General features: G+C 63.4%; 16 protein-coding genes and 1 tRNA gene. 8 read left to right on the top strand and 9 right to left on the bottom strand.

Going from position 1 to position 21,027, the window contains the following annotated elements:
* Window positions 1–73: 73 nt before the first annotated feature.
* A complete protein-coding gene (galU, locus tag RCO24_RS03955) occupies window positions 74–955 on the bottom strand; it encodes a UTP--glucose-1-phosphate uridylyltransferase GalU (protein ID WP_308960096.1) in 882 nt (293 codons plus the stop codon).
* Window positions 956–1,338: 383 nt separating this feature from the next.
* On the opposite strand from galU, the gene RCO24_RS03950 reads away from it, so the two are divergent.
* Window positions 1,339–2,616, top strand: a complete 1,278-nt coding sequence (locus RCO24_RS03950; protein WP_308960095.1) for a lytic murein transglycosylase — start codon at window positions 1,339–1,341, stop codon at window positions 2,614–2,616.
* Between the two features lie 104 nt (window positions 2,617–2,720).
* The gene (locus RCO24_RS03945) at window positions 2,721–4,109 is read left to right on the top strand and encodes a DUF459 domain-containing protein (protein WP_308960094.1); all 1,389 of its coding nucleotides are present in this window, start codon (window positions 2,721–2,723) and stop codon (window positions 4,107–4,109) included.
* A gap of 202 nt (window positions 4,110–4,311) precedes the next feature.
* Here RCO24_RS03945 and RCO24_RS03940 read toward each other — a convergent pair whose 3' ends face one another.
* The 4 genes from RCO24_RS03940 to RCO24_RS03925 form a co-directional block, all read right to left on the bottom strand.
* Window positions 4,312–4,704: an HPF/RaiA family ribosome-associated protein gene (locus RCO24_RS03940; RefSeq protein WP_308960093.1), complete on the bottom strand. Its 393-nt coding sequence runs from the start codon at window positions 4,702–4,704 to the stop codon at window positions 4,312–4,314.
* Window positions 4,705–4,990: 286 nt separating this feature from the next.
* Window positions 4,991–6,430: a glutamate synthase subunit beta gene (locus RCO24_RS03935; RefSeq protein WP_308960092.1), complete on the bottom strand. Its 1,440-nt coding sequence runs from the start codon at window positions 6,428–6,430 to the stop codon at window positions 4,991–4,993.
* 53 nt (window positions 6,431–6,483) lie between these two features.
* Window positions 6,484–11,187, bottom strand: a complete 4,704-nt coding sequence (gene gltB / locus RCO24_RS03930; RefSeq protein WP_308960091.1) for a glutamate synthase large subunit — start codon at window positions 11,185–11,187, stop codon at window positions 6,484–6,486.
* A gap of 532 nt (window positions 11,188–11,719) precedes the next feature.
* Window positions 11,720–12,181, bottom strand: a complete 462-nt coding sequence (locus RCO24_RS03925) for an Hsp20 family protein (protein ID WP_308960090.1) — start codon at window positions 12,179–12,181, stop codon at window positions 11,720–11,722.
* A gap of 314 nt (window positions 12,182–12,495) precedes the next feature.
* Between RCO24_RS03925 and RCO24_RS03920 the strand changes: the two genes are divergently transcribed.
* Together RCO24_RS03920 and RCO24_RS03915 are read left to right on the top strand one after the other, a co-directional pair.
* Entirely contained in the window at window positions 12,496–13,086 is a 591-nt protein-coding gene (locus RCO24_RS03920) for a hypothetical protein (protein ID WP_308960089.1), read from the top strand.
* Window positions 13,087–13,167: 81 nt separating this feature from the next.
* Window positions 13,168–14,124 carry an alpha/beta hydrolase gene (locus RCO24_RS03915; protein WP_308960088.1) on the top strand — a complete coding sequence of 319 codons (957 nt, stop codon included), beginning with the start codon at window positions 13,168–13,170 and terminating at the stop codon, window positions 14,122–14,124.
* Window positions 14,125–14,127: 3 nt separating this feature from the next.
* On the opposite strand, the gene hisN is transcribed toward RCO24_RS03915, so the two are convergent.
* Window positions 14,128–14,934 (bottom strand): histidinol-phosphatase, encoded by an 807-nt coding sequence (gene hisN, locus RCO24_RS03910; protein WP_308960087.1) that lies wholly within the window; start codon window positions 14,932–14,934, stop codon window positions 14,128–14,130.
* 921 nt (window positions 14,935–15,855) lie between these two features.
* On the bottom strand, window positions 15,856–16,731 hold the full coding sequence (locus RCO24_RS03905; RefSeq protein WP_374990924.1) for an N-formylglutamate amidohydrolase: 876 nt from the start codon (window positions 16,729–16,731) through the stop codon (window positions 15,856–15,858).
* A gap of 437 nt (window positions 16,732–17,168) precedes the next feature.
* Here RCO24_RS03905 and cpdR point away from each other — a divergent pair, with 437 nt between their 5' ends.
* From cpdR to RCO24_RS03885, 4 genes are all read left to right on the top strand, one after another.
* A complete protein-coding gene (cpdR, locus tag RCO24_RS03900) occupies window positions 17,169–17,528 on the top strand; it encodes a cell cycle two-component system response regulator CpdR (protein ID WP_308960894.1) in 360 nt (119 codons plus the stop codon).
* Window positions 17,529–17,715: 187 nt separating this feature from the next.
* Window positions 17,716–17,790 (top strand) — tRNA-Val (locus RCO24_RS03895).
* 26 nt (window positions 17,791–17,816) lie between these two features.
* On the top strand, window positions 17,817–17,942 hold the full coding sequence (ykgO, locus tag RCO24_RS03890) for a type B 50S ribosomal protein L36 (protein WP_020085222.1): 126 nt from the start codon (window positions 17,817–17,819) through the stop codon (window positions 17,940–17,942).
* Between the two features lie 248 nt (window positions 17,943–18,190).
* Window positions 18,191–18,892, top strand: coding sequence for a tetratricopeptide repeat protein (locus tag RCO24_RS03885; RefSeq protein ID WP_308960085.1), 702 nt, complete (start codon window positions 18,191–18,193; stop codon window positions 18,890–18,892).
* Window positions 18,893–18,951: 59 nt separating this feature from the next.
* On the opposite strand, the gene pyk is transcribed toward RCO24_RS03885, so the two are convergent.
* Together pyk and RCO24_RS03875 are read right to left on the bottom strand one after the other, a co-directional pair.
* Window positions 18,952–20,460 carry a pyruvate kinase gene (pyk, locus tag RCO24_RS03880; RefSeq protein WP_308960084.1) on the bottom strand — a complete coding sequence of 503 codons (1,509 nt, stop codon included), beginning with the start codon at window positions 20,458–20,460 and terminating at the stop codon, window positions 18,952–18,954.
* Window positions 20,457–20,894: a DUF1036 domain-containing protein gene (locus RCO24_RS03875; RefSeq protein WP_308960083.1), complete on the bottom strand. Its 438-nt coding sequence runs from the start codon at window positions 20,892–20,894 to the stop codon at window positions 20,457–20,459. The genes pyk and RCO24_RS03875 overlap by 4 nt, the downstream gene beginning before the upstream one ends.
* Between the last annotated feature and the right edge of the window lie 133 nt (window positions 20,895–21,027).

Genomic DNA, 21,027 nt, shown 5'->3' with positions numbered 1-21,027 from the left:
ACATGATGCCAAGGCTCGGGGAATGGGGCCTTTTTGGGGCCGCTGAGTTCCCCGCGCGCCTGACGGCGAAGCCTCAGAGGAGGTCCTTGATTGCGGCCCGGAGCTGCGGCGCGAGGTCGTCGCGCTTGAGGCCGTAGGCGATATTGGCGAGCAGGAACCCGATCTTGGAGCCGGTGTCATAGATGGCGCCGTCGAAGCGAACGGCATGGAAAGGATGGCCGGCGTCCTGCGACAGGGTGATCATGGCATCCGTGAGCTGAATTTCTCCGCCAGCGCCGGCTTCCTGGCGGGCGAGCAGTGGGAAGATTTCAGGCTCGAGAATGTAGCGGCCCGTGATGTGCAGGTTCGAAGGTGCGGTCCCCTTCGGCGGCTTCTCGACCATCTGGGTGATCTGGCTGACCTTGGCCTTCGCGTCCTTGACGCCGACGATGCCGTATTGATGCGTCTGGTCTTCCGGCACCGGCGAGACTGCAACGAGGTTGCCGCCGGTCTGCTCGTAAGCCTCGATCATTTCGGCGAGGCACGGCTTGTCGCCGTGGTGAAGCATGTCCGGCAGCAGCAGCGCGAACGGCTCGTCGCCGACGATGTCGCGCGCGCACCAGACCGCGTGGCCGAGGCCCCGCGGCGCCTGCTGACGCGTGAAGCTGGTGCGTCCCGCGTCCGGCAGCTCCGCGAGCAGGTCTTCGAGTTCGCGCGTTTTCTTCTTCGAGGAGAGCGTCGCTTCGAGTTCGAACTGATGATCGAAATGATCCTCGATGCAGGCCTTGCCGCGCCCCGTCACGAACACGAAATGCTCGATACCCGCTTCGCGCGCTTCGTTGACGACATGCTGAATAACCGGCCGGTCGACGACGGTCAGCATCTCTTTCGGCACCGCCTTGGTGGCGGGCAGAAATCGGGTTCCGAGGCCGGCCACGGGAAACACGGCTTTGCGAATGCGCTTGGGTTTGGACATCAGGGCACCGGGTTGGGGAACGGGGAGGGAGAGAAATCGGCGGGATATGAGCCCGATTGCGAAGGCGAAATAATGGAACGCGACCTATATCCGACGGCAGGAGGGCATCGGGCAAGGCCCGCCAGGGGGCTGACGGCCGAAACCGCGAGAGAAATGTCGGGAAGGGTAAAGGGTTCCGCCCCGCCCCTCGGCCGGCCTGGGCTTGCCTGCACCGCCCGGGCGGCCGGCGGTGACGGCGGAAGTTGCCGCCAGGGTCGTAAAAAAGCCCCGAATCGCAGACACGGGGAGGAGGCCTCTCGGCCGATCGGTTAAGGGTTCGAACGGCCCCGGCCCCATTGGTCCGGATGAGGCGGCCGGGCAAAGCGGAATGTATAGTTTGCGGCATGAACCAACGGCCTGACGTTCTCCCTCTCGTTTCCTCGCCAACCTGGTCGCTGCTTCTCGCCTGCGTGCTGGGCTTGGCGGTGGCGCTCACCGCGTTTTCGAAACCGGCTTCCGCCGATGCCAAGCTCGACGCCTGGATCGAGGGCGTCTGGCCGGACGCCGAGGCGGCTGGTGTCTCACGCAAGACCTTCGACGCCGCATTCAAGGGCTTCGTGCCCGATCTCAAGCTTCCCGACCTCGACCTTCCCGGCCGCCCGTCGAACGATGCGCGCGGTCAGGCCGAATTCACGCGCGCCCCTTCCGAGTATCTGGATCGCGCCTACCTGATCCGCCTTGCCACGACCGGCAAGGATTTGGCCGCGAAACACAAGGCGACGCTCGAAAAGATCGAGCGCGAGCTGGGTGTCGATCGCTATTCGGTGCTGGCCATCTGGGGCCGCGAGACCGCTTTCGGCCATCACAAGCTCCCTCACGACGCCATCAACGTAGTGGCGACGCAGGCCTATCTCGGCCGCCGCAAGGACTTGTTCCGCATCGAGCTGATCGCCGCGCTGAAGATGCTGGAGTCCGGCGTTCCGCGCTCGCTGATGCGTGCGTCCTGGGCTGGTGCGATGGGCCTCACGCAGTTCATGCCGAGCGAATATTTCAAGCACGCTCACGATCTCGACGGCGACGGCAAGACCGACATCTGGAATTCGATCCCTGACGCGCTGGCATCCGCCGCGAGCCAGCTCAAAGGCAAGGGCTGGGTCGCGGGCCAGACCTGGGGTTACGAAGTGATCCTGACGCGCGAGGCCGACTGCGGTTTTGAAGGCCCGACTCAGGAACGCCCGATCTCCGAATGGGCCAAGCTCGGCCTGAAGCGCGCCAACGGGCGTCCCTGGACCGAGGCGCAACTGGCGCTCAGCGCTTACATGATGAGCCCGGCGGGCGGTTACGGCCCGTCGTTCCTGGTACTCGAAAATTACAAGGTGATCCGCCGCTACAACATGTCGGATCTCTACGCGGTGTTTGTTGGCAATCTGGCCGACCGCATTGCGGGCGGCGGCGATTTCGTGACGCCGTGGGGCGGCACGGGGCCTCAAAAGACCAGCAATATAGAGGAAATCCAGCAACGGCTTATGGCGCTGGGCTATGATGTCGAGAAGATCGACGGAAAGGTCGGCTCGAACACGCGCAAGGTGATCGGCCTTTACGAGCGCACCAACAAGCTCAAGGTCGACTGCTGGCCGTCCGATACCGTCCTCGACCACATAAGAAAAGCCGCCGCGCGGTAGACCGTCACCGCGTCAGATCCTATGATCCCTGCGCGAGTCACGGGCCGGTCAGAAAAGCGATCCCGACGGGGTCGCGGGTTTGAAACGAAAGCACTCGGGAAGGCATGCGCGCGCGCTTCATTCTGCCGGTCGTTGCCCTGCTTGCGGCGCTGTTCGCCGCGGCGGCTCCTGGCTTTGCGCAGGAAGATCCCGGCGGCGCGAGCTTCATCACGCCGTTTCCGCCCGGCGACACCTATAACGTCGTGATGATTGGCGACGATCTCGCCGAAGGGCTGCTGGGCGGCGCGCTCGAGATCTTCCAGAAGGATCCGCGCGTCGTCATCCGCACGACCCATCTCTCGATCAACGGCCTGATGCGCAACGACTTCGCGGAAAAGCTGGTCGGGCTCGAGGAAGACCTGAAGGCTGCTTCGCCCCAGATCGCGATTCTGATGATGGGCGCCTGGGATCGCGTCTCGGTGCGCGATGCGACGGGCAAGCGCGTGATGGTCGGCACCGACGCCTGGAAGCGCGAATACGCCGCGCGGAGCGACCGCCTCTTGAAGCTTCTGAAGAAGCGCAACATCGCCGTCTATTGGGTCGGCTTGCCGAGCGTCCGTCGCTACGATGCGAACGAGGACGTGCAGACGATGAACAGCCTGCTGCGCGAGCGCGTGTATCTCAACGGCGCGAAATACATCGACACCTATGCCGGCTTTGCCGACGAGAACGGCGGCTACAGCTCCTACGGCCCCGACGTTACCGGCAAGATCAGGCTGCTCCGGTCAGGCGACGGCGTCTACTTCACCTGGGAGGGCAACCGCAAGCTCGCCTATTTCGTCGACCGCGAGCTGCGCCGTGACATTACCCAGGCCAAAGCCGACCGCACCATTCCTCTTGAAGGAAATGAATCCGAGCAGGCCAAAATCAATCCGGAAAGCGTGAAGCTGACAGGCCCCGCCGCGCCCGGAGCAGCTCCCGCGAAAGGCCCCGAGGCAAGTGGTGCGGCTAAGCCGCAGCAGGCCCAGACCGATGGCGCCGGCGATCAGAAGGCAGACAACGGAAAGATCAACCTGCGCATCGTGAGCGAGGGCGGGCGCGAGGAGGTCGTGACGCTCGACATCGTGCGCCCGGCCATTCCCGCGTCGGTGATTGCGCTGGTGACGCGCCGCGAAAGCGCCGATCGTCCCTCGCAGCTCGGTGAAGCGATTATTGACCAGATCCCGGGCGGGCTCACCGTGATGAGCACGGTAGCGCTCTCGAGTGGCGCTGCTCAGTCCGGTGGACGCCGCCGCCTGTCGCCGTCTCAGGCGCCTTACTTCAGGGTATTGTTCAAGGGCGAGCGGCTTCCGCCGAAGGCGGGGCGCGCCGACGACACGTCATGGCCGCGTCCGGCGCCGCCGCCCGAGGCCGCCTACCTTCCCGACGCGGATCCTGTCGAGACCGGCGCAACGACGGCGGCGGACGAGACGCGCAAGACCAACGCCGCGCAACGCCGCAAATCCCGCGAATAGAAACCGCCCCGATCGCGAAAGCTCCTATCGGCTTTCGCGTGAATCGGTGGCGTGAACAAGCGCCCCGATCGCGAAAGCTCCTATCGGCTTTCGCGCAAGTCAGCGGCGCGATCCAAAAGCCGGAGCGTGATTGCGCCTCAAAGTGAGGCGATCACGTTCCTGGCTCTCGTTGCTTGTTGGAGTGTCGTCGCGCGATGAACTCTCAGTCGTCGTCGCTGCCGTCGATGAGTTTGGCTGGCTTGCGACGGCCGCGCTCGGCACGTGCGGCGCCGTTCTTTTTCTCCACCAGTTCGGTGAGGCGGCGGTCTGCGGCGTCGAACGCATCGCGCAGCGCGATCTTGAGATCTTCCTGCGCCTGTCCGACGGCGGATTCATGCGTCACGATCAGCGGCGCGCCGCCCGGAATTCCGATGTCGATCTTGATCTCATAGGTTTTGCCCTTGTGCGAATGCTTGTGCGGGGCAGCAACCACGACCCGGCAGTGGGTCATGCGGTCGAAGTGTTTCTCAAGTCTGGCGGCACGCTCCGTGATTTTGGTTTCGATGGCCGGGCTCTTGTCGAGCCCTTTGAAAGCGATCTCGAGAGGAGTGTTCATGTGCTTTCCCAGTTGGTTGGCCAAGTAGGTGGGTAGTGGAGGCAACTTGGTTTTAACGACCCCCATAGAAGGAGCTGGGGATCGTCACGTCCCGGATCAAGAGTAGAGGCGAACCTCTTCAACCAAGCTGATCCAACTCAAAGCCTGTGTCCAGCGCTGCTCAAGCCTGCGAAGCACTTTCCTCGAAGAGGCTTGCCAAAACAAAAATCCCTCCGTCAGCGTGACGGAGGGATAAGAACGGACGACGCGCCATATAAAAGCGCGGGAAATTTTGCAGCCGAACGCGCTACCGCGGCAGCGTGGTCTTGCCCATCAGGAACTTGTCGATGGAGCTTGCGGCCTGGCGGCCTTCGCGGATCGCCCACACGACGAGCGATTGCCCGCGACGAACGTCGCCGGCCGCAAACACCTTGCCGCCACCCGAAAGCTTGTAGTCGCGCTCGGTTGCGTCGAGCCCCTTGAAGCGGCCGCGCGCCACCGGCTCGAGACCGAAGCCCGACAGCACGCCGCCGTCGGTCGGGCCCGAGAAGCCCATCGCGAACAGCACGAGGTCCGCATCGAGCGAGGCGTCCGTTCCGGGGATCGGTGCAAGCTTGCCGTCGACCTGCACGTAGTTGAGCTTCTTCACGCGGCCGCCCTCGCCGGAGAAGCCAGTCGTCGAAACCGAATATTCGACTTGTGCGCCTTCGGCCTGCGAGGTCGAGATGCGAAGCTTCAGCGGCCAGTTCGGCCACGACAGAGCTTTGTCCTCCTTGACCGGCGGCTTCGGCATAATTTCGAGCTGCGTCACCGACTTCGCGCCCTGCCGGATCGACGTGCCGATGCAGTCGGAGCCGGTGTCGCCACCACCGATGACGATGACGTGCTTGCCCTTCGCCGAAATCTCCTTGGTGCCCGGAAGCTGCGGCTCGCCTGCGACGCGCCGGTTCTGCTGGGTCAGGAAATCCATGGCGTAGTGAAGGCCGTCGAGATCACGTCCCGGCGACTTCGCGAAGAAATCGAACGGCGTCTCCGAGCCCATCGCCAGCAGCACCGCATCGTACTTGGCTTCGAGTTCGCTGGTTTTCACGTCGGTGCCGACAGTCACGTTGCAGTGGAACACCACGCCTTCGGCTTCCATCTGGGCCTGACGGCGCGCGATGATCTGCTTTTCCATCTTGAAGTCGGGAATGCCGTACACGAGCAGGCCGCCGGGACGCGCGCTCTTCTCGTAGACATGCACGTCATGGCCTGCGCGCGCGAGCTGCTGGGCCGCCGCAAGGCCCGCGGGGCCTGATCCCACGATCGCGACCTTCTTGCCGGTTTTCGTCTCGGCAGGCCGCGGCGCGATCCAGCCCTGCTCGAACGCGCGATCGGCGATCGAGACTTCGATGGATTTGATGGTGACGGGTACGTCGTCGATGTTGAGCGTGCAGGCCGCTTCGCACGGCGCCGGGCAGATCCGCCCCGTGACCTCCGGGAAGTTGTTGGTCGAGTGCAGGTTCTCCGACGCCGTCTTCCAGTCGTCGCGATAGACGAGGTCGTTCCAGTCCGGGATCTGATTGTTGACCGGGCACCCGTTGTGACAATACGGGATGCCGCAATCCATGCAGCGCGCAGCCTGCGTCTTGGCGTCCGACCCGGCGAGCGGAACGACGAACTCGTGCCAGTGCTTCACGCGCGTTTCCGCCGGCTCGTACTTGCGGTCCGCGCGCTCGAACTCAAGAAATCCGGTCGGTTTTCCCATCGTCGACTCTTCTTTCCATCAAGTGTCTCTCCAGAGGAGAGGCAGAAATAACGTTATGCCTGGACTCGAACGTTCGAAGCAGCGGCCTTTGCCTTCGCGAGCTCGGTCAGCGCGCGGCGGTACTCGGACGGCATGACCTTCTTGAACTTCGGCACCGTCGCGCCCCAGTTTGCCAGGATCGACTGCGCCTTGATCGAGTTGGTGTAGTGAGCGTGGCGAACGATGAGCGCATGCAGGCGCTCAAGATCCTGCTCACGCATGTCGAGCATGACGTCGGCGAGTGCGCTCGTCACTTGATCGCTGCCGCTCTTGGCGAGCTTGTCGATCAGCGCCGCGTCGCCCGCGAGCGTTTCGATCTCCACCATCTCCTTGTTGAGACGGCTTTCGAGATCGCCCGTCTCGTCGAGCACGTAGGCGACACCGCCCGACATGCCGGCCGCGAAGTTGCGCCCGGTCTGTCCGAGCACGACGACGACGCCGCCCGTCATGTATTCGCAGCCGTGATCGCCCGTCCCCTCGACCACCGCATAGGCGCCGGAGTTGCGAACGGCAAAGCGCTCGCCCGCGACGCCGCGGAAATAGCACTCGCCCGTGATCGCGCCGTACATCACGGTGTTGCCGACGATGATGCTCTCTTCCGGAACGATCCCCGATGCCGGGCTCGGCCGCACGATGATCTTGCCGCCCGAAAGCCCCTTGCCGACGTAGTCGTTGCCTTCACCCACGAGATCGAGCGTAAGGCCGCGCGTCGCCCAGGCGCCGAAGCTTTGTCCGGCGGTCCCCTTGAAGGTAAGCCAGATCGTGTCTTCCGGCAGGCCCGCGTGTCCGTAGCGCTTCGCGATCTGCCCGGCCAGCATGGTGCCGGTCGTGCGATCGGTGTTCTTGATCGCGAACTCGTGCTTGACCGGCTTCTTCTGCTCAAGCGCCGGCAGGGCAACCTTGATCAGCTCGTTGTCGAGCACCTTTTCGAGGCCGTGGTTCTGCTCCTCGCAGTGATGGATCGAAACGCCCTTGGGGGCATGCGGCCGGTGGAACACCTTTGAGAAGTCGATGCCGCGCGCCTTCCAGTGGTTGATCGCGCGATCCTTGTCCAGCCAATCGGTCTGCCCGACCATGTCGCTGAACGTGCGATAGCCCATCTGCGCCATGATCTCGCGCACTTCCTCGGCGACGAAGAAGAAGTAGTTGATGACGTGTTCGGGCTCGCCCGTGAAGCGTGCGCGCAGAACCGGATCCTGCGTCGCGACGCCGACCGGGCAGGTGTTGAGGTGGCACTTGCGCATCATGATGCAGCCGGCCGCGATGAGCGGCGCAGTCGCGAAGCCGAACTCGTCCGCGCCGAGCAGAGCGCCGACGACGACGTCGCGGCCCGTGCGAAGGCCACCGTCGACCTGCACCGCGATGCGGCCGCGCAGGCGATTGATGACGAGCGTCTGGTGCGTCTCGGCGAGGCCGAACTCCCACGGGCTTCCCGCGTGCTTGAGAGAGGTCAGCGGCGAGGCGCCGGTGCCGCCCTCGTATCCGGAAATCGTGACGTGATCGGCGCGCGCCTTGGCGACGCCCGCGGCAACCGTGCCGACGCCCACTTCCGACACTAGCTTGACCGAAACCTTGCCGTCCGGATTGGTGTTCTTGAGATCGAAGATGAGCTGCGCCAGATCCTCGATCGAGTAGATGTCGTGATGCGGCGGCGGCGAGATGAGGCCGACACCCGGCGTCGAGTGGCGCACCTTGGCGATCGTGGCGTCCACCTTGTGGCCGGGCAGCTGTCCGCCTTCGCCGGGCTTCGCGCCCTGCGCCATCTTGATCTGCATCATGTCCGAGTTGACGAGATACTCGGTGGTGACGCCGAACCGGCCCGACGCGATCTGCTTGATCGCCGAGCGCATGCTGTCCCCGTTCGGCAGCGGCTTGAAGCGATCCGCTTCCTCGCCGCCTTCGCCGGTGTTGGACTTGCCGCCGATGCGGTTCATCGCGATCGCGAGTGTGGTGTGGGCTTCGCGCGAGATCGAGCCGAAGCTCATGGCGCCGGTCGCGAACCGCTTCACGATCTCGGACGCAGGTTCGACCTCCTCCAGCGGAACCGGCTTGCGGCCCATGCCTTCGGCGGAGCGGATGCGGAACATGCCGCGCAGCGTCAACAGCTGCTCCGACTGCTCGTCGATCGCCTTCGAGAAATCGCGATACTTCTGCGGGATCTTGCCGGCCATCGCGTCGGCGTTGTCGGTCGAGCGAACTGCGTGCTGCAGGTCGGCCACGACGTTCGGGCGCCAGACGTGCGCTTCGCCGCGCACGCGGTAAGCATACTCGCCGCCGACGTCGAGCGCATTGGCGAGCACCGGCGCATTGCCGAACGCCGCCGCGTGGCGGTCGAACGTCTCGCGCGCGACCTCGCGCAGGCCGACGCCTTCGACGGGCGTGTGCGTGCCGGTGAAGTACTTCCGCACGAACGTGGAGCGCAGGCCGACGGCATCGAAGATCTGCGCGCCGCAATAGGACTGGTAGGTCGAGATGCCCATCTTGGCCATGACCTTGAGCAGCGCCTTGCCGACGGCCTTGATGTACTTCTTGGTAACATCCTCCGCCGAGAGATCGGCGCCGAGTTCGGGCGCCATGCCGGCCAGCGTATCGAACGCGAGATAGGGGTTGATCGCCTCCGCGCCATAGCCCGCGAGCGTGCAGAACTGATGCACCTCGTGCGCTTCGCCTGTCTCGATGACGAGACCGACGGACGTGCGCAGGCCCTGCCGGATCAGGTGATGATGCACGGCCGAGGTCGCGAGCAGCGCCGGGATCGGAATGCGATCGGGCCCCGTGCGGCGGTCGGACAGGATGATGATGTTGTAGCCCTGCGAGCGCACGGCCTCCTCGGCCTCTGCGCACACCACGTCGACGGCCGGCGCCATGCCGCCGGGGCCCTTTTCGACCGGGTAGGTGATGTCGATGGTGATCGATGCGAAGTGGTTGTCCTTCACTTCGCCGATCTGCCGGACGCGCTCAAGATCCTCGTTGGTGAGGATCGGCTGCGTAACTTCGAGCCGCTTGACCTTTGATGTTCCTTCGAGGTCGAGGAGGTTCGGCCGCGGTCCGATGAACGACACGAGGCTCATCACCAGCTCTTCGCGGATGCTGTCGATCGGCGGGTTCGTGACCTGCGCGAAGTTCTGCTTGAAGTAGGTGTGCAGCAGCTTGGACTTCGACGACAGCGCCGAAAGCGGCGTATCGTTGCCCATCGAGCCGATGGCTTCCTCACCCCGGGCACCCATCGGCGCCATCAGGAACTTGAGGCTCTCCTGCGTGTAGCCGAACGCCTGCTGCAGATCGAGCAGCGCAACGTTGCTGCGATGGGGCGCGGTCTTCCGCTTCGAGAGCGGCAGATCCGACACCATGATCTGCGTCCGCTTCACCCACGTCTCATAGGGATTCTTGGCGCTGATTTCCGCCTTGAGCTCCTCGTCCGAGATGATGCGGCCCTTCTCGAGGTCGATCAGCAGCATCTTGCCCGGCTGCAGACGCCACTTCTTGACGATCATGTCCTCGGGAACCTTGAGCACGCCGGCCTCGGAGCTCATGATCACCATGTCGTCCTTGGTGACGATGTAGCGCGCTGGCCGAAGCCCGTTGCGGTCGAGCGTGGCGCCGATCTGGCGGCCGTCCGTGAAAGCCATTGCCGCCGGGCCGTCCCACGGCTCCATGAGGCAGGCATGATATTCGTAGAAGGCGCGCCGCTTGGCATCCATCTGCGGGTTACCGGCCCACGCTTCCGGGATCAGCATCATGGCCGCGTGCGAGAGGCTGTAGCCGCCCATCGTCAGGAATTCGAGCGCGTTGTCGAAGCAGGCCGTGTCGGACTGGCCTTCGTAGGAGATTGGCCACAGCTTCTCGATGTCGTCGCCGAACAGCGGTGACGAGACGGACGCCTGGCGTGCGGCCATCCAGTTGACGTTGCCGCGCAAGGTGTTGATTTCGCCGTTGTGCGCGACCATGCGGAACGGATGGGCGAGCTTCCACGACGGGAACGTATTGGTCGAGAAGCGCTGATGCACGAGCGCCATCGCCGAGACGGAGCGCGGATCCAGGAGATCCTTGTAATAGACGCCCACCTGATAGGAGAGGAACATGCCCTTGTAGATGACGGTGCGCGTCGACAGGCTCACCGTGTAGTGGCCGATGTCGCGGCCCTTGTAGGCATTGTGGATCGCGTTCGAGACGATCTTGCGCACGAGGTAGAGGCGCCGCTCGAACTCGGCTTCGTTCATGCCCTTCGGCTTCGCGATAAACACCTGCATCTGCTGCGGTTCGCTCTCGCGCACCATGTCCGACAGGCTCGAATTGTCGATCGGCACCGGGCGCCAGCCGAGAAGCTCGAGCTCCTCTTCTCTCAGGATGCGCTCCCACACGCGCTGGCAATGGGCGCTCAGCCGCTCGTCCTGCGGCAGGAACAGATGTCCGAGCGCATAGTCGCGCGCTTCCGGAAGCTTGAATCCGAGTCTCTGGCAGTCTTCCTTGAGGAACTCATGCGGGATCTGGATCAGGATGCCGGCGCCGTCTCCAGCCAGCGGATCCGCGCCCACCGCGCCGCGATGCTCGAGGTTGCACAGCATGGACAGCGCATCCGCGATCACGCGATGCGATTTCTCGCCCTTGAGGTTGGCGATGAAGCCCACGCCGCAAGCATCTCGCTCGAAGTTCGGGTCGAACAGACCCTGCGCTTGCGGACGCTCGTAGCTGCCGGAAAATGGCGTGTCGTTGGTCATGAAGTGGTCCTCGGGTCGTCAACGCCAGGCCGGCATCAGGAGGCCGGCTTCGTTAGCATCGGCTCAGCGCCGGAAGAGACAATCGCGGTTTCGCGACAAGTTCAGGAGACAGTATCGCGCCGAAACGAGCGGCGTGTAACGGGGCTGTTCGCCAGCCGCTCATTGGTCCGGGGGGCACCCGCTTACGAGATGGGACAACTGTGTCACCACAGGACTTGATCTCCGCCGACTGGAGCCGACCCACGGATCATGCGCGAGTCCGTTGTCGCCAAGGCAAAAACCCCCTCCGCGTGAGCGAAGCATGGGCTAAAGATTTCGCATAAAGGACAGCAATGCTGACCTTTCGCGAGAATGTTGCAGATTTTACTCTGCAACACAAGAGCAGATTAGAATGTCTCTCGACTGGAGCCGTTCCGGAAATAGTCCCCTCCGCACAAGCGCGTCCGGCATAAAAAAACGAGCGACGGAAGATCCGCCGCTCGCTTTTTAGGCACACGGGATGGAGTGTGCCGGTCGGGCCCGGGAGGAGGCCTTACGAGGTTGTCTCGAGCTGTTTCGGCGCTTCCGAGCCCGCTCCGATCGGGATCGAGCGCGGACGCATCCGCTCGGGAAGGTTGCGGACCAGATCGACGTTGAGCAGGCCGTCCTTGAGGTCGGCGCCCTTCACCTCGACGTGATCGGCAAGCTGGAATTTGCGCTCGAAGCTCCGGCTCGCGATGCCGCGATGCAGGTAACGCCGGTCATTCTCCGAAGTCTCGGCTTTGCGCTCGCCGCGTACGGTGAGCGTGCTCTCCTTCACATCCACCTTGATCTCATCGGGCGAGAAGCCGGCGACGGCCATGGTGATGCGGTAGTCGTTCTCGCCAAGCCGCTCGATGTTGTAGGGCGGGTAGGGCGCATCGACATCCGCGCCGCTCACGCTGTCGAGCAGCTGAGCAAGGCGATCGAAGCCGACGGTCGAACGATAGAGGGGAGAGAGATCGAAATGTCGCATGACGTTAGTCCTCCAATAGAAGCGACTGATGGGATCCGCCCGTCATGGGCCGGATCTCTGAGTAGTTCGCGCACCCGCTTTGGGCGTGCGCACCAGGGGATTTAGGGTGCCGTCCGGCGCCTTCAAGAGGGAGCCGGGGCCGCGTGTAAAATTCGCCACAGCGGCTGAGCAAGTTCAGGCTTTCAAAGGCAAAATCGGGAACCCTTCATCTGCCGTTCATGTTTGAAGGCAGACCCTGTGCGGGTTTTCCGGCCTTGAACGGCCCCGTTCAAAAAAATGATCCCTCAACAAGCGATCAAGAGTGGGAGTCAATTATGAGAGCGTCATTCATCACGGCGAGCCTGATGACGGCACTCGTTCTCGCCGCTTCACCGTTTTCATTTTCTCGCGCAGCCTCCGCGGCCGATCTTTACGGAGAAGATTATTCGGAAGCGCCACCTCCGACCGATGGACCCGAATATTATGATGACGAGGACGCCGCCCCGCAGGATTACGATCGGGGCCGTTACAGCGAAGCGCCTCCGCCTGATCGTTACGACGAACCCTACCGCCGGGGTATCGAGCCGCCGCCCGGCTCGATCAAGGACGGCTATCCGGTGCCGATGCCGCCACCCACGCGCTACAGCGAGCCGCCGCGCCGGGAACGGTATGCCTGCCTCGATCGCTGGCAGATCAAGCGCGAGCTGCGCCGCGAAGGCTGGACGGATCTGCGCCCGCTCGGCGGCGATGGTGAGCGGGTTCGCGTCCGCGCTCGCCGGATCGATTCAGGCCGCGTCTTTACGCTCCGCGTCGATCGCTGCTCCGGCGATGTTCTCGCCGCGCGCCCCGAATACCTGAGAACCTTCGCCTTCCGGGATCGCGAGGACTATTGGCCGGAGCACCGTTGGGATCGCAATCGGTACTAGACCACGCCGCCGACGGCTGCCCGGCGCTCCTCTCCATGCTATCCTCCCATCCCGAATGATTTGCGAGGCGGGGTCGGAAGAATGAAGCTTGTTGCGCTGGCCAAGAATCCGGTGCCGGGCGGCGCTGTGGTAGGCGAGCTCAAGACTCGCGACGGCGCGCGCCTCAGGTTCGTGCGCTGGGAGGCGACCCGCGGCCCGCGGCGCGGCACGGTGTGCCTGTTTGGCGGCCGTGGAGAGTTCGCCGAGAAATACTTTGAAGTGGTCGCTGATCTGCGCCGGCGTGGCTATGCCGTGGCCACCATGGATTGGCGCGGGCAGGGCGGTTCCTCGCGCCAGTTGCCGAACCCGCGAAAGGGCCATGTCTATACCTTCAGCGAATTCGACAGCGATCTGAAGCTGTTCATGAAGGAGATCGTGCTGCCGGATTGCCCGCCGCCGTTCCTGGCCATGGGCCATTCGATGGGCGCGAACATTCTTCTGCGCAATGCGGGCCGGCCGGGGTCTTGGTTCGATCGCATGATTTTGTGCGCGCCGATGATTGCGTTTGCCGACGCCAAGGTTGGCTATCCGCAGGTGGTGGCGCGTGCCTACGCCGAGGTGGGCTGCCTCGTCGGGTTCTCGAAAAGCTACATCAAGGGCGGCTCGGACGCAGTCGTCGAGCAGGGACCGTTCGAGGGCAATCAGCTGACATCCGATCGCGAGCGCTGGTTTCGCAACAAGGCGGTGTTGGATGCCGATCCGTCGCTCGCCCTCGGCTCTCCGACGATCGGCTGGTTACGGGCTGCCTATCGATCGATGGGCGTGGTGGACGAGCCCGGATACGCGGGGTCCGTCACCGTGCCGATGATGATTTTCGTGGCCGGCAAGGACGAGATCGTCTCTTCGCGGGCGAGTGAGGATTTCGCTGTTGGTCTCAAGGTCGGCACCCACGTTCTGCTGCCGTCCGCGCGCCATGAGATCCTGCAGGAGGCGGATTCGATCCGCCTCCGCTTCTGGGCCGCCTTCGACGCCTACATGGGCCTCGACCAGGCCGCGTGATCGCTACTTGTTGAGCAGCTTTAGCACGCGCTCGTGCAGCACCGGATCACCGGAGGCCACGATGCGTCCGCCCGACGTGGCGGAGCCGCCGTCCCACGTCGTCACGCGCCCGCCGGCCCGCTCGACGATCGGAATGAGCGCCACGATGTCGTAGCTCTTGAGGCCGGATTCGACGACGAGATCGACGAGGCCGTGCGCGAGCAGGCAATAGGCGTAGCAATCGCCGCCGTAACGGGTCATGCGCGCCTCACGCTTTACGCGGGCGAAGCCGTCCGCCTCCACGCCCCGCTCGAAGAGATCGGGGCTCGTCGTCATCATCAGGGCATCCGACAAGCGCCCGCAGGCCCGCGTCCGGATTTTTCGCGGCTTGCCCAGGCTGGTGCGGGCGTAGGCCGCCGCCCTGTCCGCCCAGAAGCGCTCGCCGGTGAAGGGCTGATCCATCAGGCCCAGCACCGGGTCGCCGTCATGCAGGAGGCCGATCAGCGTGCCCCACATCGGCGTGCCGGTGATGAACGAGCGCGTGCCGTCGATCGGATCGATGATCCATTGATAGGGCGCGTCCTCGTTGTGCCGCCCGAACTCCTCGCCGACGATGCCGTGGTCGGGCTCTCGTGCACGAATCATCCGCGTGATCGCTCGTTCGGCCCCGCGATCCGCTTTTGTGACCGGATCGAACGCAGCCGCACCCGCCTTGTTGGCGACGGCCATCTGCTTGCGAAACTGGGGGAGGATCACCGATCGAGAGCTGTCGGCCAGGTCGTGGGCTAGCGAGAGCAGATCGGCGAAGTGCGAGCGAGAAGGTAAACTCACGATGATTTTCCGCAGCTTAAGTTGAAGTCGGGCATTCGGGCAGAACGAAAGTAACAACTGTTCAGAAATTTACATCGTTTTCGAGTAGAACGCGTAGCACGAAAGCACTGTGTTGCGACGCCGCACCATATTCACCGTAATTGACCGTCAAAGCACGGCTGAAGTTGCCGCTTCGGCCGAACAGGCGCATACAAAAACTGCGGTCCCGAGGAAGCACTTCTTCGCCACCGCAGCCCATTACGGGCGTTTCCTCCCTAGACTTGGGCCGTTCGCTCGTTCGAACGGCCTCTTTTTGACGGCAACGCATCTTTGTTCGATCGCAAAGTTTGTCGCACCGTCACACAACCTCCTCAAACTGCGAACGTTCTGCCCCACGCGCCTGTAATGGCAGCTCTGCAGTTTTTGCACTTCCTTTCTAATTCGTATCGACGATATTTTGCAGTGCGACATCCGCCGGGCTTGGCTCGGCCGTCGTAGCCCTCCTTGGGCGTTTCCTCCCTAGACTTGGGCCGTCCGCACTTGGACGGCCCTTTTTTTTGTGCCTGACGGGGCTGCGACGCTGTAGCGCACAGAAATCAAAGAGAAAAACAGGGTCCGCAGATGATCCGGTTCCGGACGGTCAGCCACTGAGAAGGCCTAGGTGGTGTTGCTTAATGATCGCGCGTAGCGCATTGCAGCAAAAATTGCCGACGTGGGGGCTTGCGGTTTGCGGCGCTGCAGCATAGATTTGAACTGTGAGACCGTGGCCATGGCTTTCGCCATCCCCATGGGATCACGAGCCCTCCTTGGGCGTTTCCTCCCTAGACTTGGGCCGTCCATTGGACGGCCCTTTTTTTATTCCGGGCTGATTTTATTCCGTCAGAAAAAGACGCGCCGCGCTTTTTGCGAAGGCGCCATTCTTATCGGCCACAGCGCTTTTGATTACTCGGCGGCGGCGCGCTGCTCAAGGATGGCCGGCAGCGCCGAGAACAACATATTGCAGATCCGTGTCAGATCGATCTTCAACCTGCGGAAGCCAAGCGATGGTTTGAAATTGAGCTCGTCGAGATAGAGCGCTCGGTTGATTTCGATCTGGACCGCCTGAACACCGCGATAGGGCCGGCCGTAGTGCTCGGTGATATAGCCGCCCGCATAGGGCCGGTTGAGCTGCACGTCGTAGCCTTCCGTCAGGAGCGTATCCCGAATGAACCGTGTGAGCCGTGGATCGCAGGCCGCGCCGAAACGGTCCCCGATCACGAAATCCGGCCGCGGGCCGCTGCTTTGCGCCATTTGCGCGGACGGCATCGAGTGGCAATCGATCAGTACGGCATAGCCGAACTGCGCGCGCGTTTGCTCGATCAGCGCTTCGAGTGCGGCATGAAATGGGAAGTACAACTGTTCGATGCGCGCGAGCGCTTCGTCGACGCTGAGCCGCGTGCGATAGATTTCCTCGCCGTCCGCGACGATGCGCGCGATCGTGCCGAGCCCGCCGACCACGCGGACGGATTTGCTGTTGGCGTAATCGGGCAGCGGATCCGCAAACAATTCCGGATCGAGCTCGTAGGGCTCGCGGTTCACGTCGAGGTAGGCCCGCGGAAACCGCGCGGCAATGAGCGGAACGCCGAATTCAGCAGCGCCCTGAAACAATTCGTCGACGAAGCAATCCTCGGACTTCCGCAGCGTCATGGGATCGAGGCGGGATTGCGCGAGGAAGTGTTTGGGGTAGATGCGTCCCGAGTGCGGAGAGCACAGGATGAACGGCGCGTTCTGAACCTTCGGCGTCAGGATCGAGAACGGCGGATCGAGTTCGGGACTGATCGGTGTGGGCATCTGCGCAGTCATCTGGTCCTGTTCACCGCGAGGGCCTTGTCGCCGGAAAGCGAAGTGGAGAAGCCCATGCCGCTGCCGTCTCATGCTGACACGTTTTGCGCTTTCGCACGACCGTTCGTGTCGAAGCGGCGCATTTCGACACGAACGAAGGTGCAGTGTGCCAACCTCGCCTCGCGCTGTCCACGCCGGGCAAAGCATTTCGCAACCCCACCGTGGAAAAATGCGGTAAACTGCACGCCGCGCTGGTCCTGGCCCGCCTTTTGCTGTGTTTTCAGTCAAGATGTGGGAGACACTACCCACGCTGTCGAGGCTTCACGTTCCATTTACCAAACTGGCGTCAGATTCATGTGGCCATTGGCGCTATCCCCGATAAGTCGACATCCCGAGTAAGAAAGCTCATGACCGCTAAGCCCTCCCGACTTCCGATGTGCAGAATCCTGCTGGCCGAGGACGACGATTCCATGCGCGGGTTCCTGGAACGCGCATTGGCCAAGGCTGGCTATGAGGTGATCTCGTTCCCCAACGGCGAGGAGGCTTTCGAGCGCCTTCAGCAAGAGCCTTTCACGCTGCTTTTGACCGACATCGTCATGCCGCGCATGGATGGCATCGAGCTCGCCCGTCGCGCGGCCGAAATCGATCCCGAGCTGAAAATCATGTTCATCACCGGCTTTGCTGCCGTCATTTTGAACAACGAGGCCACCGCTCCCAAGGAAGCGCGCGTGCTCTCGAAACCCTTCCACCTCAAGGACCTCGTCCGCGAGGTCGAGCGGCTGCTGGCGGCCTGAGGCATTGGGAGCCTCCCCGGCAGGGGATAACGGCTTCGCAAGACGGTCCAAAACGCCGCACACCTCGAAGGTAATGCCTGTTTTTACGGGCTTCCGCGGCGCCGTCGCGGATAATTGGTTTCCTCGCTTGCGGACCGCTGGCAATGCCAGTATAGGAACCGCTCCGCATGACTTTCTCGGCACGGATGGGCACTTAGCTCAGCGGTAGAGCACTACCTTGACATGGTAGGGGTCACAGGTTCGATCCCTGTAGTGCCCACCATCCGATGCCCAAATTGGTGCACGACAATGAAAGTAAGAAACTCGCTTAAGTCCCTTCGCTCGCGTCATCGCGACAACCGCCTCGTGCGCCGCAAGGGACGCGTCTACGTGATCAACAAGACCCTTCGCCGCTTCAAGGCGCGCCAGGGCTAGTTCGACGCGCCTGCACTCTGTAAGGGCCCTCCCGCCCGGCACCATCGAGTGCGCGGGCGGTTTTGCTTGTCTATTTTGATGTCGGCAAGACCACGCTCAGACTTGGCCCTTTGACGCAACGGCTGCTGCTGCCTATCTTTGAGGCCATGACAGCAGCAAAAGCTACGAGCCGCGCTGGCGGCGTGATCCTCGCGTGCGTGACGGCGATAGCCTTACCCGCGGCCGTATGCGCGCAGGATGTTCCCGACGTGGTAGGCCCGCGCGGGCTGACACTGCCGGAGAGAGGGCCTCCCGTCATAACCGGGCCGGTTCCCAAATCTTCTGAGGCGCCCGAGACCTCGCCTCAGACGCCTAAGTCCGCCGAGAAACAACCGCAAGCCGGGAAAAATGCGCCCGAGGCGGATGGCAAGCCCGCACCCGACAAACCGGCAGAAAAAGGCGCGACCGCCGGCTCCGCGCCAGAGCAGCGCGACAAGCTTCTGACCGAGCTCTACGCCCGCTTGGCCACGGCACCCGATGAAGTGACGGCGGCCCAGATCGCCGCCACCGTCGAGCAGCTCTGGCAGCATTCGGGCAGTGCCACCGCCGACCTTCTGATGGCACGCGCCGCAGCCGCGACCGAGGCTCAGCGGACCGATCTCGCGATGCGGCTTCTGAATGCCGCCATCGAGCTGCAACCGGATTACGCCGAAGCCTGGAACCGCCGCGCCTACCTCTTCTATCTGGGCGACGACTACAAGCGTGCCCTGGGCGACATTCGCCGCGTGCTGGCGCTCGAGCCGCATCATTTCAAGGCGCTCGAAGGCCTCGCCAATATCTTGCAGCACTTGGGAGAGAAGAAAGCGGCGCTCGAAGCCTACGAGAGCCTGCTGAAGGTGCATCCCAATGCCCCCGGCGCCAAGAAGGCGCGCGATGACCTCAAGGCCGAGGTTGAAGGCCAAGGCATCTAACAAAACGGGCTCGCGACGCCTGGCGTCCGAGCCCGTTCGATTCATTGGTGCAGCTTTTACTAAGGCGCGATCTTCGAGGGCGTTCTCCGCTCGACGGGAACCTTTCCGCCTGTCGGCACGTAGTCGGGGCTGTGCCCGTCCGGCAGGCCGTGCTCGTCGACGAACGCGAGCCGGATCATGTTGGTCGCACCCGGCGAGCCGAGCGGCACGCCGCAGGTGATGACAACGCCCTGACCAGCTTTCACGAAGCCGCCTTCGAACGCGATGCGCGTTGCCTTACGCACCATGTCCGCGAGATCTTCGGGATCGCTCGTGAGCACGGTTTCGATGCCCCACACCAGCGACAGCCTTTGGGCCGTGCGCGCAATCGGCGTAAGGCCGATCACCGGCAGGCCCGGGCGTTCGCGGGCAACGCGAAGCGCGGTCGATCCCGTTGCCGTGTAGCAAAGAATGGCGGCGACCTTGACGGTGCCGGAAATCGCATGCGCCGCGGCGGCGATTGCGTCGGCACCGGTCGGCAGCGGCGGAAACTCGATCGCATGCACGAACGCGTCGTAGCTCGGATCGTTTTCGACCTCGTGCGCGATGCGGTTCATCATTTCAATGGTTTCGGTCGGATACTGGCCGACGGCGGATTCGCCCGACAGCATGATCGCGTCCGCGCCGTCGAACACGGCGGTCGCGACGTCGGAAACCTCGGCGCGCGTCGGCATCGGCGACGACGTCATGCTTTCGAGCATCTGCGTCGCGACAACGATCGGCTTTCCGGCCGCCCGCGCCTTGCGTGTGATCTGCTTCTGCAGACCGGGAACCCGCTCCACTGGCATTTCGACGCCGAGATCGCCGCGCGCCACCATGAATCCGTCGCCCGCCGCGATGATGTCGTCGAGGTCGTCGATGGCCGACGGCTTCTCGATCTTGGCGAGCACGGCCGCGCGTCCGTCGATGATCTTCTTGGCTTCAATGATGTCCTCGGCGCGCTGCACGAACGACAGCGCGATCCAGTCGGCGCCGAGCTTCAGCGACACATCCAGATCCTTGCGATCCTTGTCCGTCAGCGCGCTCACCGCGAGTAGCGTATCGGGCATGCTGATGCCCTTGCGGCTCGACAGCACGCCTCCGGTCACGACTTCCGCCACGATGCCCTTGGCGTCCACGTCCTTCACGCGCATGCGCAGTTTGCCGTCGTCGATCAGCAGCATGTGCCCAGGCTTGACGGCCTCGAAGATCTGCGGATGCGGAAGGCTCACGCGCTGCGAGGTTCCCGGCACGCCGGTCTGGTCGAAACGGAAGAACTCGCCGGTCTTGACCAGCGCACGCCCGTCGACGAATTCGCCGAGGCGGAACTTCGGCCCCTGCAGGTCGCACAGCACGCCGATCTGGCAACGATGCTTTGCGGCCACGTCACGGATCGAGCGGACCAGCGTGTGGGCCGTCTCCGGGCTCGTGTGGCTCATATTGATGCGAAAGACATCCGCGCCTGCGAGAAACAAACGCTCGAGCATCTCGGGCGCGGACGACGCGGGTCCAAGCGTCGCAACAATCTTGACCCGCCGATTACGTCTCATCGTCCGTTTGCCTCTTTGCCACCTGGATCGGTAAGGCGCACGGTCCATTCCTGCGCCTCGCCGGTATCAACTTCGAAGAATCCCGTCCGCTTATATCCACGTTTGGGGCAATCCTGCACCCCCCGGATGGAGAACGTCTTGTCGGCGGTGCACATGAAGTTTGTGCCGGCCCATTCTCCACCGCGGTCGTAATCCACGGCGTGGACGTAGATAAACCGGCTCGGGACTGCCCCTTTCAAGAGCGTTTCACAAGCCTGCGACGCGATGTTCCACCACCCTTCGGTCGCCCAGCCGTCCGGGCTTTGGTAGCCGATCGACACGCCGACGCGGCTCTGCGTTCCGTTGCAGAACTTGAGGTCCGCCAAGGCCGGACGAAGGGGAGCGGCCAGAAAGAGGGCCGCCGCGACCGGCAGGGTTAAGACTTTTGGGTTCATGGCTTCACGGAGTGGGCGATTGCGCGTGGCGGGCCACGACGCGACCGGGCCTTGCTGGGAGGGCGAAACGTTGGCAATGAAAGCGGCAGCTTTGAGGTGCGCGCCGGTTGCGCCGCCCGACCGAGCGCCAGGC

Origin of the sequence: Hyphomicrobium sp. LHD-15 (assembly GCF_031157355.1) — a bacterium.
Taxonomy (GTDB): Bacteria; Pseudomonadota; Alphaproteobacteria; order Rhizobiales; family Hyphomicrobiaceae; genus Hyphomicrobium_C.
The sequence above is the reverse complement of the archived record's forward strand: the minus strand, read 5'-3'. Positions and strand labels throughout refer to the sequence as shown.